Below are 13,851 nucleotides of genomic sequence, written 5' to 3'. Positions count from 1 at the left end.
TCGAAAACGCTAGGCCTTGCCCTCCTGCACCTCTTCCGCCAGTTCGCCCGCCAGTTCGCGCAGCTCACTTAGCAGGGCCTCGGGGATGTCTATGCCATGGGCCTGCGCGTCGGCCTGCGCGGCATCGCGCCGCGCGCCTGGCAGGCGCGTGCCCTCGTCATCCAGCATTGCCTGCAACAGGGCTTCGACACGTCCGTCATAGGCGTCGGAGCCCGCGAACGCGCCCGGGTCCAGCGCTATGAAGAGCTGGCCGATGCGCGGCCGGTTGCCGGCGTCCGTGAAAAAGGAATCCGCTTCGGCGCCGAAGCTGGCACCTGCCAGCGAGGTCACCAGCAGCTCGACCATCAACGCCAGCATCGCGCCCTTGACGCCGCCGGCGGGCAGCATCGAGCCGCGCAACGCGGCCTGCGCATCGGTCGTCGGCTGGCCGGCTTCGTCCAAAGCCCAACCCAGGGGAATCGGCTTGCCCTGCTTCGCCGCCACCATGATCTTGCCGCGTGCGACTTCGGACAACGACAGGTCGATCACGATCGGCGCGTGGCCCCGGCGCGGAAACACCGCGGCAATGGGATTGGTGCCGAACAGCGGGCGCCGTCCTCCCCAGGCAGGCATTGCTGCGGGCGAGTTGCCCATGGCGATGCCCACCATGCCCGCGCGCGCCACCGGATCGAGCGGCAGCGCGGCCGCGCCGAAGTGGTAGCTATTGGTGACTGCCGCGACACCGACACCGGTCTCATAGGCCCGGCCCATTGCCTCGGCAATCGCCAGGTCGCATGCCGGGAAGGCGAAGCCGCACCCCGCATCGACCAGCGCCGCGCTGGCGCGTGCGCGCCGCACCGTGGGCGTCGCGCGGCCGTCGACACGATCCGCGCGCAGGTGCGCCACATACATGGGTACCCGCGATACACCGTGCGACGCCAGCCCCGCCGCATCGGCACGCACCAGCGCCGCGGCCGTTGCGTCGGCCTGCAGCTGGCTCGCGCCCGCACGCCGAAGCGCGGCGTTGGCGATCCGCTCCACTTGCGTCATCGGCACCCGGGTCATGTCATGTCCTCCAGCGTCTGCCGCACTTGTTGCGCGATCATCATCGATACCCGTGCATTGGCCTCCTGCGTCACGCCGCCGATATGCGGCGTCAGGATCAGGTTGGGCACGTCGGCGAGCACGCTGCCTGCGGGCAAGGGCTCGTGCTCGAAGACGTCAAGCGCGGCGCCACCGAGATGTCCGTCGCGCAGCGCCTGCGCCAGCGCGGCCTCGTCGACCACGCCGCCGCGGGCAGTGTTGATCAGCACCGCGCCACGCTTCATGCCGGCGATCCGCTGCGCGTCGAGCAGGTGCCGCGTGGCGGCGACGAGCGGCACATGCAGGCTGACCGCGTCGGACTGCGCCAGCAGCGTGTCGAGCGCGACACTGCGCACGCCGGTGCGGGCCCATACCGGGTCGTCCGCGGCCAGCATCGGATCGAATGCCGCCACCTGCATGCCGAACGCCTGCGCCAGCGCGGCGGCCTGCCTGCCGATGTCGCCGAAGCCCACCAGCCCCAGCGTCTTGCCCAGTGCCTCCCTGCCCTCCGACAGGCGTGCGCGCGGCCACTGCCCCGCGGCCACTTGCGCGCTGCTGCCGTAGGCGCCGCGCAGCAGCAGCGCCGCGGTGGTGACCACGTACTCGGCCACCGAGCGCGCGTTAGCCCCGGCCGCGGGGATCACGCGGATGCCGCGCTCGCGGCAGGCCTCGACATCGATATTGTCGAGCCCAACCCCGAGCCGCCCGACCACGCGCAGCGACGGCGCACCGGCCAGCAGCGCCGCGTCGACCTGCGTGCGGTTGCGCACGATCAACGCCTGCGCGCCGGGCAGCGCATCGAGCAGTTCGGCGCGGCGGTCGACCCAGCCCGGCTCGTACCGCAGGTCGAAGCCCGCGCGCAGCGCCTGCACCGCGGCATCGTCCATGAACTCGCTGATGCAGATGCGCTTCATCATGCCGACTCGTGGATGCGGGTCAGCACGAACTCGCGGTGGCCGAGCGCCTCAGCCGCGGTCCAGCGCCCGTTGACCGTGGCCAGCATGCACTCGAGCAGCTTGTCGCCGGCCTGGTCCAGCGTCAGCTCGCGCTGCAGCAGGCCCGAGCAATCGACATCCATATGCTCGCTCATCAGCCGCACCGTGCGCGGGTTGGCACACAGCTTGATCACCGGCACGATCGGGTTGCCGATCACGTTGCCCTGCCCGGTCGGGAAGAAATGCACCACATAGCCGGCGGCGGCGCACAGCGTGACCATCTCCGCCGCGGCCGACGACGAATCCATGAACCACAGGCCCGGGTGAGTCGGCTCCTCGGCCTTGTCGAGCACGCCGTCGACCGTGCACTTCTTGCCGATCTTCTGGATATTGCCCAGCGCCTTCTCCTCGATCGTGGTGAGGCCGCCGGCGATATTGCCCTTGGTCGGCTGCGACTCCGACAGGTCCGAGGTCTTCCAGCGGTCGATCATGCCCTGGTAGCGCTCGAACATGGCCATGAACTGGTGGCGTACTTCGTCGTTGGCGCAGCGCGCCGCCACGATATGTTCGCCGCCGGTCAGCTCGGAGGTCTCGCCGAAGACCAGCGTGGTGCCGAGCGGGTGCAGCTTGTCGAAGGCATTGCCGACGGTCGGGTTGGCGCCGCAGCCGGACGTGGTATCCGACTCGCCGCACTTGGTCGACACCCAAAGCTCGCTGATCGGGCATTCCACCCGGTGCAGCGCGGTGGCGTACTGCACGTACTCCTTCGCCGCCTTCGACGCCCGCATGATGGTGTCGTGGTCGCCATGGCCCTCGATGCCGAAGCCGACCACCGGCTTGCCGGTCTTGGCGATGCCGTCGACCACCTTCTTGGTCCAGCCGTCCTCGATGCCGATCACCACCACGGCGGCGACATTGGGGTTGCTGCCCGCGCCGATCAGCGTGCGGAAGTGCAGGTCCAGGTCCGGCCCGAACTGCAGGCGGCCATACGGGTGGGGAATCGCCATGGTGCCCTTGATGGCGACGGCAACCGCCTCGGCGGCGGCGTTGGACAGGTCGTCCAGCGGCAGGATGATGACGTGGTTGCGCACGCCGACGCGGCCGTTGTCGCGGCGGTAGCCCCAGAAGGTGGTGTTTTGATCGATCACGGACATGGCTTGGGTCTCGGGTATGAGTGGGGAGATGAGTGGCGGACGGGGCGTGGCTTACCAGCGCTTGGTCTTGATGTTGTGGACGTGGGCGTGTTCGCCCGCCTTGATCGGCGCCACCACCTTGCCGATGTCGATGCCGTACTTGTAGACGGTGTCATCGGGATCCATGTCGCACAGCGCTACCTTGTGGCCGATGGGGATCGGCTGCAGCGCGGTCACGGTCACGATCTTGTCCTCATCCATGATCCAGGCGTTCAGCCTGGTGCCAGCCTGGATCCCTTCCACCACGGCCACCGCCACGGTGTCCTTGGCGTCGTGCAGCACTACGTGAATCATCGTTGTCTCCTCTGTGGGTCGGTTGTGCGGGTTGTCTGTGAAACCATCTTAGGCAAGCTAAAGATCCATGTCAACTAACTCATATATATCACTTAGTTGAATGTGAATCGGCGCATGAGGGACGCTGGGGACCGCAGCAGATCATTGGCGACCTGCGGCTCGTCTTGCGGCAGTGCTAAGGGGGAGGAGTTGCTGGCGCTGCGACGGCCTGTTCAAGGCCGCCGCCAGGGGCATCGACGTGCCCGGTCAACTAATCAGTCGCCGGCGGTGACGACCTGCCGGGGGGTTACCAGTAGCGTACCCGGCCCGTATCCAGGTGTACGAATTGCTCGCCCTGGTAAAAACCGACACCCCCGCCCTTCAACGTCTTCGCGGCATCGCGCAGGTCACCGAGCGGCACGCCGGCGACGCGGATGTCGATGGCCTTGCCGTCCATGTGGAGGCTGTGCCTGGCGACCCCGCCGCCACGCGAGGTTCGCAGGCGCGAATTTGTGGCCGGACTGCGATAGCCCGAGATGACCTGGAACGGTTCGTTGGTACCGAGTTCTCGGCGCAGCTGGTACAGCAGGTCGAACAGCTGCGGATCGATCACTCCAACCTGGCCCGAATAATGGTCGCGCAGGAAACCATTGAGCGAAGTAAGTGCCTCGGGCACAAAACTGTCGCCCACGGCATAGACGAGCTTGATGCGCTCACCCGTATGAGTGTGGTCAAAGGCCAGCGTGCGCGCATCGGGCAGGCTGGCAAGCGCCTGGCGCGGCGCCAGGGGCATCAGTCCGGCAGCCAGCGCCAGGCCTCCGGTGGTATGTAGAAAGCGGCGGCGTGCCTTGCGCGTCGCATCATTCATGGTACTTCCTCTGCTTGTGCTGGGCGCGCCTCACTGCCTGGCAGCAGCGCGCGCGATGGCTGGCGGCGAGGGGCGCCCGGTGCGTTGCCGCAGCGCCTTGTCCAGCAGTTTGTCGTGACCGTAGATGTCAGGCAGGAAGGATACACGACCATCGGCCCGGGCGATGACCGTGCCATAGGCCAGCACCACCGGCAGCGGTTGCTGCAGCCGCACCGTGTTCGACTTCCCGCGCGCCATCGCCTCGCGGATACGCGCCTCGTTCCAGTCAGGCATATCCTGCAGCACGAACTGAGCCAGTGCCACTGGGGATTCCACGCGGATGCAGCCGTGGCTGAAGTCGCGCCGGTCGCGCTTGAACAGCTGCGGCGTCGGGGTGTGGTGCAGGTAGATGTTTTCGTTGTTGGGGAACATGAACTTGATGTCGCCCAGCGCGTTCATGGGGCCGGGGCGCTGCCGGATGCGCATGCGGCCATTGAGCACGGCTTCCAGGTTGTCCTCGGACAGCGTGGTCACGGCCTTGCCGTCGCCGGTCACGAACTCGAAGCCCTGCTGGTTGAAATACGCCGGATCGCGTTGCAGCCGGGGCACCGTCTCGCGCTTGGCGATCGACGGCGGCACGTTCCAGTACGGGCTGAACTCGATGTAGCGCATATCTTCCTCGAACAACGGCGTGCGCGTGTCCAGCGCCTTGCCGACGATCACCTTCATCTCCAGCTTGATGTCGAGCTTGCCGTCGCGGATCTCGTAGGCGCGCAGCATGAACTCCGGCACGTTGACCACGATCATGCGCGGGCCATCGAGCGGGGTCCAGCGCATCCGCTCCATGGTCAGTTCGATCTGCCGCACCCGGCTGGCCATGGGCAGATTAAGTTGCGCCAGCGTCCCGGTGCCGATCACGCCGTCGGCCTGGAGCCCGTGCCGCGACTGGAACGCTTTGACGCCATTGACGAGTGCGCCTTCATAGCGCGCCGGCGGCTTCGTGCCGGCCGGCAGGTCGCCCAGTGCCACCAGGCGCGCCGTCAGCGCCGCAGTGCCCGCCCACGGCTGCCCCGGCGTCAGCTTGCCCGCGGGCAGCGCCGGCAGCGGCTGCGCCCAGACCGGCAGCGCGGCGATCTCGCGGTAGCGGGCCAATGCCTCGCGCAGCGTGCCATACAGGGGGAAAGTGGGCGCGGCCTGGCGCACCGCGTCCGGCAGGCGGTGTTGCGCGACCGCCTCGCGCAGCACCGTGGCGGCGTCATACGGGCGTTCTTCCTGTGGCGCGAAATCGGCGCGGACCGCACGGGGATTGATACGGCCGCCGTGCAGGTCGGCCAGCATGCGCTCCATCGCGGCGGTCAGCGCGGCGCCAAGACGGGCGGCGGCATCCGTTGCGAGCACCGGCCCGGTGGCCGCCTGGTGCACTGCCTGACGCAGCGCCTCGGCATCGTAGTCGCCCGGATCGAGTCCATCCGCAGCCGCGTTGGACAGCGCGTCGACCGCCTGCCTGGCTTCCGGTACGGGCCTGCCCTGGGCGAACCATAGTGGTCCCTCAGGTGCCGGAGCGGCTTGTGGCGCCGACGCTGGTGGCGCTGGTGGCGCTGGTGGAGTCTGGGTCGTCTGAGGCGCCTGGGCCAGGACCGGGGCTCCGGCGGCGCCCGCCAGCAACAGTGCGGCGAGCGCTAGCTTCATTTTGCCGGGACGGTGGCCGCTGACGTGACGCGCGGCCAGGCAAAGCGCAAGGAGAGCAGCCTTGCCTGCGGCAAGACTGGCGCCGGTCAGGCGCATGGCGGCTGTCGGGAACGAAGGCATCGTGGGGATGGGCTCGTTTCGTGGCACACGCCCACAGTCTACCCGTGTTGGGGAAGCGGCGTCAGGACCGCACAGCGGGCCGCTTCGCGACCGCCAGACCACATCGAACAACGCAAGTCACGGGTCCGGCAAGGTCACCAGGCAAATTCGGCCGATTCACGCAGCTTGCTCGGAAGTTTCACACGGTGGGCGTATCGCCATATTCCTACACTGGGCCCCGTTCACAAGGCAATTCCGATGTCCGGATGCAGCCGCTGCCTTGGAACACTTGCGTGCCACGGCAATCGTGCGGGCACGTCTTCCACAACCAAGAGACCCAACATGAAATTCGCATTTGCACCGGTGGTAATTGCCGCCGGCATCGTCTTCGCGTCGCAATCCGCGCATGCCGCCGACGGCACCATTACCTTCAACGGCAACATCTCCCCCACCTCGTGCGAGATCAATGGCAACGGCACCGGCTCAAAGTCGTTCACCGTCACGCTGCCGACCGTGTCGGCAAAGACGCTGAACACCGCTGGTGCGCGCGCCGGCCGCACCCCCTTCACCATTGCACTGAGCTGCGATGCGGATACCGGCGCGGTCCATACCTACTTCGAACCGGGACCGACCACCGACGCCAGCACCGGCAACCTGGTGATCAACAGCGGCACCGGCACGGCAAGCAATGTGCAGATCGGGCTGCTCAATGCCGACTTCTCCCAGATCAAGGCCGGCTTTGCGGACAGCGCCCAGAACTCGCTGCCCATGCAGCTGACCGGCGGCACGGCCACCCTGTCCTACTTTGCCGAATACGTTGCCACCGGCCAGGCCACCTCGGGCGCGGCCAATTCCAGCGTGATGTACACCATCGCGTATCCGTGACGCCAGCGCGTTCCTGAGATTTCCCTGAAGGGCAAATCCGATTCCGGACCTGGCGCACATGTGGCGCAGTCCGGTGCGTAGGCACGCGCCATGTTGGCGGCGCGTGCCGCCTCGTTTCCCCCTGCTGTGCTTGCCGGTCCTGCCGACGACTGATTCTTCAAGCTCTGTTTTACGGCCTCAACATGCTGTACATATCCCTGCGAAACTTGCTGGCCGCCCCCATAGCCGCGCTGGCGCTGTCGTGCGCGTTGCCCGCCAACGCCTCCGTCATCGTCGGCGGCACGCGCGTGGTCTACCGCGCCGCGGACAAGGAAGTCACGCTAAAACTGACCAACGAAGGGCAATCGCCCGCGCTCACCCAGGCGTGGGTCGATGCCGGGACGGCGACCCCGACGCCGACCTCGATCGAAGTGCCCTTCACGATCACCCCGCCGATCGCGCGCATCGACCCGGGCAAGGGCCAGACGCTACGCATTCTCTATACCGGCGAGCCGCTGCCGCAAGACAAGGAGTCGCTGTTCTGGCTCAACGTGCTTGAAATCCCGCCGAAGCCGTCCGCCGATGAAGCTGGCGTCAACTCGCTGCAAATGGCACTCCGTTCGCGCTTCAAGCTGTTCTTCCGCCCCGCCGGCCTGCCGGGCAGCGCCACGGAGGCGCCGGCTGCGTTGCGCTGGGAACTTGGCAGCCGCGACGGCAAACCCGTGCTGCTGGCGCATAACCCAACGCCATACCATGTGTCGCCGGTCAGCGTCGAGGTCATTGCCGGCGAGCACCTTGCCAAGGCGACAGACCCGGACATGATTGCGCCTGGCGCCACTGCAACCTTCCACCTGGACAGCGAAGTCCGCAACCCTGCCGGCGCCACGGTGCGTGTGCACTGCATCAACGACTTCGGCGGCAGAGACAAATTCGGCGCGCCGCTGAACGCCTCCGGCTCTCGCTAGCCCTCTTCACTCTTCAACCCACGGTCCGTTACGCCCTTCGGCAGCCGCCGGCTGCCGATGCCTGCGTGCGGCCATCGTCGACACGCCGGTCCCATGCTGACACTCTCTCCCCGTCACGTCCCGTTTCGCCTGCGCCCGCTTTATGCCGTGTTGCTGACCTTGTTCGCCAGCAACGCAGGCGCAGCCGGGCAACCCGACGTCGGCCCGATGCCTGTCCGCTCCGCGCAGGACGTGGAGTTCAGCGATACCTTCCTGCAGGGTACGGCGGGCGGCGTTGCGGACCTGAGCCGCTTCAGCAAGGGCAATCCGGCGCTGCCCGGCCACTACCGTGCCGAGTTGTATGTCAACGAAATCTGGCTGGGTCGCGCCGGCGTGGAGCTGCGCCAGTCCGGCGACCCCGCCGCCCCGGCGGTGCCGTGCTTCGATCGCAGCCTGCTGGAGCGCATCGGCGTCGACCTGGCCAGGCTGACGGCCGCCGCATCGCTGGACGGCGACGGCTGCCAGCCGCTGCCAGCGCTGATCGCCGATGCCACCGCGAGCTTCGACAACGGCGAGCAGCGGCTCGACATCAGCGTGCCGCAGGCCGCGATGGTGCGCCGCGCACGTGGTTACGTCAGCCCCGAGAACTGGGACAACGGTGTTCCGGCGGCGCGCTTGCAGTACAACGCCAACGTCTATCACTCCGACGCATCCAGCCTGTCGACCACGCAGGCCTATGTGGGCTTGAACGCCGGCCTCAACCTGGGACCATGGCGCTTCAGCCACCAGGGCAGCCTGAACCACGATGAACGGCAGGGCACGCGCTACCAGAGCGTACTCACCAACCTGCAGCGCGCCATTGCGCCCTGGAAAAGCCAGTTGGTAATCGGCGATGCGTTTACCGACGGCACGCTGTTCGACAGCATCGGCTTTCGCGGCGTGCGCCTGGCCAGCGACGAGCGGATGTATCCCGAATCGCTGCGCGGCTATGCCCCGATCGTGCGCGGTATCGCGCGCAGCAATGCCCGCGTGCAAGTCCGCCAGCAAGGCAACATCCTCTACGAAACCACGGTGGCACCCGGGCCGTTCGAGATCGATGACCTGTACCCCACCGGCTACGGCGGCGACATCGAAGTCGTGGTTACCGAGGCGGACGGCAGCGTGCACGTATCGACGATGCCCTACGCCGCCGCGGTGAACGCCTTGCGCGCCGGCCAGAGCCGCTACAGCGTCACCGCGGGCCAGTACCGCAACACGGTACTGCAAGGCTCGACGCTGCTGCTGCAGGGCACTTACCTGCACGGTTTCAGCAACACCGTTACCGGCTACGGCGGCTTTGTGGCCGCGCAAGGCTATGGGGCAATCGCCGCGGGTGCCGCGCTGAATACCGACCTGGGTGCCTTTGGCGCCGACATTACGCATGCCAGCACGCGGCTGCAGGGTCAACCGGACCGCAGCGGCCAGAGCGTGCGGCTGAGCTACAGCAAGCTGGTTGCACCAACCAATACCAATTTCTCGGTTGCGGCATACCGCTACTCCAGCCGGGGCTACCTCGGCCTCGCCGATGCCATGTCCTGGCTCGCGCTGGACCAGGCGGGACGGCTGCCAAGCCTGCCCACCGCGCGCGGCAAGCTGCAGCTGAGCATCAACCAGGCCCTGCCGGCCGGCTATGGCAACTTCTACCTGACCGGCTCGGTGCAGAGCTACTGGCAGGGCGGCAGCACCGTCAGCCAGTTCCAGGCCGGCTACAACAATACTTACCGCGCCATCGCCTATGGGGTGTCGGCGTCGCGGCAACTGAATGTCGCCACGAGCAAGTGGGACACGCGCGTGATGCTGACCGTCGGCCTGCCGCTGGGCAAGTCGCCACGGGCACCCTACTCGCTGACCAGCGTCCAGCGCGGCTCCGACGGTTCCTTCACGGCACAGGAGACCGTGACCGGCACGCTCGGCAGCGACAATGCCTTCAGCTATGCCCTCAATGCTGGACATACCGGCGGCGGGTCCGGCAGCGCCAACAGTATCGGTGGCAGCGTCTCCTATATCTCGCCGTTTGCGACGATGACCGCCAACGCGTCCAGGAGTACCGCATATACGCAGGCCGGCGCGGGCATTTCCGGCGGCATCGTGGCCTACGCGGATGGCGTGGCGTTCTCGCCGTCCCTTGGCGATACCGTCGCTGTGGTCGAGGCCAAAGACGCCGCAGGCGCGCGCCTGGCCAACGGCGCCGGGCTGCGTGTCGACCCGTGGGGCCATGCCGTGGTCTCGAACCTGGTGCCGTTCGCGCGGAACGAAATCGAGCTCGATCCGCAGGGCCTGCCGCTGGAAGTCACTCTCAAGTCGACGCAGCAGCGGATCGCGCCCACCGCGGGCGCGGTGGTGCGGGTGCGCTTCGAAACCGAGAATCCCGGCCGCGCGGCAATCCTGCGCACGCGCCTGCCGGATGGCGCGCCAGTGCCGTTCGGCGCCGAAGTGTTCAGTGCAGACGGCAAGCCGGTCGGGACCGTGGCGCAGGCAGGCCGCGTGCTAGTACGCGGGCTGGCAACGGACGCCGGCACGCTGACGGCACGGTGGAGCCAGGCCAGTGGCGATGCCTGCACGCTGCACTATGACCTCGGCAAGCCTGGCAACCAGGCGGCGGCAATGGTGGCCAGCGATGCACCGTGCACGCGCTGATGCAGCCGTTCACCACACCAGCTGGTGGCGACGCGCATAGTCGACCATCTCCACCAGCGAGCCGACATTGAGCTTGGCCATGATGTTGGCCTTGTGCGTGCTGACCGTCTTGCTGCTGATCAGCAGCTCCGCGGCAATCGCCTTGTTGGAATGACCGCGCGCCAGGTACTGCAGGATGGTGATTTCGCGATTGCTGAGCCGCGGGATGCCGGAGTCGAGCGCTTCGCCGAGCTGGCGCGCGGCTTCCAGCGTGTACATGGGGAACACCAGGTAGCCGCTCAGCACGCCGCGCGCGGCCTGCAGCACCTCGGGCACGCCGCGATGCTTGACCACGAAGCCGTGCGCGCCGGCGCGCAGCGCCCGCACCGGGGCGGCGGTGGCGTCGGTGCAGGACAGCACCAGCACATGTACCGTGGGAAAGGTTGCCGACACGCGCCGGACGAAATCGACGCCGGGATTGCCGAAATACTCGACATCGACCAGCACCAGCCCGGGGCGGTGATCGCGCACCAGCCGGAACGCATCGCGCACGCCGTCGGCTTCCAGCACTTCGGCGGCCTCCAAGGCCGCCGCCAGTTGACCGGACAGCGTAGTGCGGAACCGGGAAGGCTCGTCGACGATCAACGCGTGTTGCAATTGGAACTCCTTGACAGCTTGGGGGAACTGCCAAGATTAAGGGCCATGCTGCGTGCTGAAGCGCGGAATACTCGCTGCGCGGGAGCAGCAGAATCTGCGCGGCGGCCGGGCAATTCCGCAGGGGTGCACAGCCAGGCGTAGCCGGGCCGGCCTGCGCGTCAGGACCTGGCGGCGTCCAGCACTTCAGTCAGTTTGCGGCTGGCGTCCAGCGCCGCAGGGAAACCGCAGTAGACGGCGCTGTGCACCATCAGTTCGCGCAGTTCCTCGGGCGTGACGCCGTTGGCCAGCGCGCCGCGCAGGTGGCCGGCCAGTTCCTGCGGCCGGTTCAGCGCGATCAGCATCGATACCGTGGCCAGGCTGCGCTGCTTGCGATCCAGCCCTTCGCGGGTCCACACCGTGCCCCATGCAAACTCGGTGACCAGCTGCTGCAGGCTGGTGTCGCCCTGCTGTGCGGCGGCATCGAGCGCGCGCTGCACGTGCGTCGGGCCAAGGACCTCGGTGCGGACTTCGAGGCCGGTGGCGAACGCGGGGGTGGGCGTGTAGTCGGCATTCTGGCTGGGTTCGGCCATGGCATCTGTCTCCGGTATCAGGTGGTGACAGATCTTAGCCGAACCGGCCGCTCACTCCGTGCCGGCGGGCAGGAAGCGCGGCGCCGGCGCCGAGCGTGGCACCTCGCGCTCGCCCTGCCGGAACATCCGGTAGGTGCCGCGCGCCTGGTTGTGCGGATGGCAGGCGGCCTCTTCCAGAGTCAGCACGCGCGCGAAGCAGACATCGGTGCCGCCCAGCAATGCCTCCCAGTGCTTGCTCGGCTGGGCGGCGATGCACGCGGCGATGCGCGCCTTCAGGGCGGGCCACTGGGCGCGGTCGTATTGCGTGGCGGGATCGACGTCGGTCAGTTCCAGCCGTTCGAGCAGTTCGCGGTAGAACTGCGGCTCGAGTGCGCCCAGCGTGATGGCGCGGCCGTCGGCGCAGCGGTAGACGTCATAGAACGGCGAGTCGTGGAACGGGCTGGGCTGGGGTCCGCCGAGCGTGCCGGCGGCCCGCGATACCTGCACCAGCGAGCCGAGCATGGCAACGATGTCGGTGATCGCCGCATCGACCACGCAGCCCTGGCCGCTGGCACGCGCGCTCAGGATGGCGCTGGTCAGGCCGAAGGCCAGCCCGAGCGCGCCGGTGGCGTCGCCCATCACGGTCGGCGGCACCATCGGCAGCGCATCGTCGCGCGCGGCCATCGACAGCAGGCCGGTCAGCGCGATGTAGTTCAGGTCATGACCGGCGCTCTGCGCCAGCGGGCCGCTCTGCCCCCAGCCGGTCATGCGGCCGTACACCAGGCGCGGATTGCGGGCATGGCAGGCCTTGGGGCCCAGGCCGAGCCGCTCCATCGCGCCGGGGCGCAGCCCTTCGATCAGCGCATCGGCGCCTGCCACGAGGTCGAGCGCCGCGGCGACGCCATCGGGCGCCTTCAGGTTCAGCTGCACCACCTGCTTGCCGTGCTCCAGCTCCATCTCCGGCGGCACGGCCTGGCCGCGCAAGATGCGGCGCGCGTCAGGGGCGACCGGGCGGGTCACCAGCGTTACCTCGGCGCCGAGGCCCGCCAGCATGGCCCCGCACAGCGGGCCGGGGCCGATGCCTTCAAATTCCACCACCTTGATGCCGCGCAGGGGCAGCAGCTTGCCATGCTCACTCATTTGCTTGTCTCCGGTTGCCGTGCGCCGGGGTCCGAGGTCGGGATCCGGGCCAGCCTGGCTGGGATATGTAGTGCGCCGCGTCAGTACGGCCTCCTGCCGGCCTGTCACGGCGCTCGCGAGCCATGCTACGCGCCACGGCGCCTGGGCGGCAATGGCCGAAACAGCCAGCCGGGTTGACGGATTTGCCATGCGGCCGGTTATCGCACGCGAGGCCGTGGTGGCATCGTAGTTTTCCGAACCAACTTGATCTAAATCGGGTCACAGCGGGAAACTTGCTGCGATGATGGTTTCAGATGGCGCCGGCGCCCCGCGGCGGCAGCGTCAGGAGGTGTTCTTCAACCTGGCTCGTCCCGACAATCCCCAACGACAGCCCCCAATCCAGGAGATTCCCGTCATGACCAATATCGTGCTCGCCACCGATGGCTCGGCCTTCAGCGATGCCGCGGCGCGCTTTGTTGCCGAAGGCAAGCTGCTGCAGACCGGCTTTACCGTGCATGTCGTGCATGTGGCCCCGGAAGTGAGCGGCCAGGTGCGCGCCTTTGTCAGCAAGGAAACCATCGACGACTGGCACAAGGAGGCCAGTGACAAGGCGATGGCGGGTGTCAGCGAGATCCTCAAGACGGCCGGCGTGCCGTTCGAGCAGCATGCGCTGCACGGTTTTGCGCCGGAACGCATCGTGGCCTATGCGCGTTCGGTGAATGCCGAAGCCATCGTGATGGGCACGCATGGCCGCGGTTCCTTCTTCGATGCGGTGATCGGTTCGGTGGCCGGACGCGTGCTGGCGCAGGCGGATTGCCCGGTGCTGCTGGTCAAGGCGCCGGAAAAGAAGGGGTAACTGAACAAAAGAGCCGGCAGGCTAACGTTTGAGGTGCTCCCAAGCCACCCCGAGCTAGCCTAAGCAAGGTGTTCTCCCTCTCCCGCAAGCGGCAGAGGGGAGTTGCAGCA

The 13,851-nt window shown here is 67.6% G+C and carries 13 protein-coding genes; 4 read left to right on the top strand and 9 right to left on the bottom strand.

Annotated features, from left to right (window positions below; all coding sequences use genetic code 11):
* Positions 1 to 9 precede the first annotated feature (9 nt).
* The 6 genes from E0W60_RS13295 to E0W60_RS13270 all read right to left on the bottom strand — a co-directional run bounded on the left by E0W60_RS13295 (position 10) and on the right by E0W60_RS13270 (position 6,119).
* A complete protein-coding gene (locus E0W60_RS13295) occupies positions 10 to 1,044 on the bottom strand; it encodes an Ldh family oxidoreductase (RefSeq protein ID WP_135704508.1) in 1,035 nt (344 codons plus the stop codon).
* A complete protein-coding gene (locus E0W60_RS13290) occupies positions 1,041 to 1,976 on the bottom strand; it encodes a hydroxyacid dehydrogenase (RefSeq protein ID WP_135706210.1) in 936 nt (311 codons plus the stop codon). Before E0W60_RS13290 ends, E0W60_RS13295 begins: the two co-directional genes overlap by 4 nt.
* Positions 1,976 to 3,151: a UxaA family hydrolase gene (locus tag E0W60_RS13285; protein WP_135704506.1), complete on the bottom strand. Its 1,176-nt coding sequence runs from the start codon at positions 3,149 to 3,151 to the stop codon at positions 1,976 to 1,978. Before E0W60_RS13285 ends, E0W60_RS13290 begins: the two co-directional genes overlap by 1 nt.
* A gap of 51 nt (positions 3,152 to 3,202) precedes the next feature.
* The gene (locus E0W60_RS13280) at positions 3,203 to 3,484 is read right to left on the bottom strand and encodes a UxaA family hydrolase (RefSeq protein ID WP_133093774.1); all 282 of its coding nucleotides are present in this window, start codon (positions 3,482 to 3,484) and stop codon (positions 3,203 to 3,205) included.
* Positions 3,485 to 3,770: 286 nt separating this feature from the next.
* Positions 3,771 to 4,331: a YcbK family protein gene (locus tag E0W60_RS13275; RefSeq protein WP_135704504.1), complete on the bottom strand. Its 561-nt coding sequence runs from the start codon at positions 4,329 to 4,331 to the stop codon at positions 3,771 to 3,773.
* Positions 4,332 to 4,361: 30 nt separating this feature from the next.
* The gene (locus tag E0W60_RS13270; RefSeq protein WP_240745922.1) at positions 4,362 to 6,119 is read right to left on the bottom strand and encodes a L,D-transpeptidase family protein; all 1,758 of its coding nucleotides are present in this window, start codon (positions 6,117 to 6,119) and stop codon (positions 4,362 to 4,364) included.
* A 321-nt stretch (positions 6,120 to 6,440) separates the two neighbouring features.
* Between E0W60_RS13270 and E0W60_RS13265 the strand changes: the two genes are divergently transcribed.
* The 3 genes from E0W60_RS13265 to E0W60_RS13255 all read left to right on the top strand — a co-directional run bounded on the left by E0W60_RS13265 (position 6,441) and on the right by E0W60_RS13255 (position 10,582).
* Positions 6,441 to 6,983, top strand: coding sequence for a fimbrial protein (locus E0W60_RS13265; RefSeq protein WP_135704502.1), 543 nt, complete (start codon positions 6,441 to 6,443; stop codon positions 6,981 to 6,983).
* A gap of 182 nt (positions 6,984 to 7,165) precedes the next feature.
* Positions 7,166 to 7,927 (top strand): fimbria/pilus periplasmic chaperone, encoded by a 762-nt coding sequence (locus E0W60_RS13260; protein WP_346769559.1) that lies wholly within the window; start codon positions 7,166 to 7,168, stop codon positions 7,925 to 7,927.
* Positions 7,928 to 8,134: 207 nt separating this feature from the next.
* Positions 8,135 to 10,582 (top strand): fimbria/pilus outer membrane usher protein, encoded by a 2,448-nt coding sequence (locus tag E0W60_RS13255; protein ID WP_346769558.1) that lies wholly within the window; start codon positions 8,135 to 8,137, stop codon positions 10,580 to 10,582.
* 9 nt (positions 10,583 to 10,591) lie between these two features.
* On the opposite strand, the gene E0W60_RS13250 is transcribed toward E0W60_RS13255, so the two are convergent.
* The 3 genes from E0W60_RS13250 to E0W60_RS13240 all read right to left on the bottom strand — a co-directional run bounded on the left by E0W60_RS13250 (position 10,592) and on the right by E0W60_RS13240 (position 12,906).
* Complete coding sequence (locus E0W60_RS13250; RefSeq protein ID WP_133093769.1) at positions 10,592 to 11,218, bottom strand: response regulator transcription factor; 627 nt, start codon at positions 11,216 to 11,218, stop codon at positions 10,592 to 10,594.
* A gap of 158 nt (positions 11,219 to 11,376) precedes the next feature.
* The gene (locus E0W60_RS13245; protein ID WP_135704498.1) at positions 11,377 to 11,787 is read right to left on the bottom strand and encodes a carboxymuconolactone decarboxylase family protein; all 411 of its coding nucleotides are present in this window, start codon (positions 11,785 to 11,787) and stop codon (positions 11,377 to 11,379) included.
* Positions 11,788 to 11,838: 51 nt separating this feature from the next.
* Positions 11,839 to 12,906 carry a CaiB/BaiF CoA transferase family protein gene (locus E0W60_RS13240; RefSeq protein WP_135704496.1) on the bottom strand — a complete coding sequence of 356 codons (1,068 nt, stop codon included), beginning with the start codon at positions 12,904 to 12,906 and terminating at the stop codon, positions 11,839 to 11,841.
* 394 nt (positions 12,907 to 13,300) lie between these two features.
* Here E0W60_RS13240 and E0W60_RS13235 point away from each other — a divergent pair, with 394 nt between their 5' ends.
* A complete protein-coding gene (locus E0W60_RS13235; RefSeq protein ID WP_135704494.1) occupies positions 13,301 to 13,741 on the top strand; it encodes a universal stress protein in 441 nt (146 codons plus the stop codon).
* Positions 13,742 to 13,851: the final 110 nt, after the last annotated feature.

This window comes from Cupriavidus oxalaticus (assembly GCF_004768545.1).
Classification (GTDB): Bacteria; Pseudomonadota; Gammaproteobacteria; order Burkholderiales; family Burkholderiaceae; genus Cupriavidus; species Cupriavidus oxalaticus_A.
This window is presented reverse-complemented; position numbering and strand designations above follow the sequence as displayed.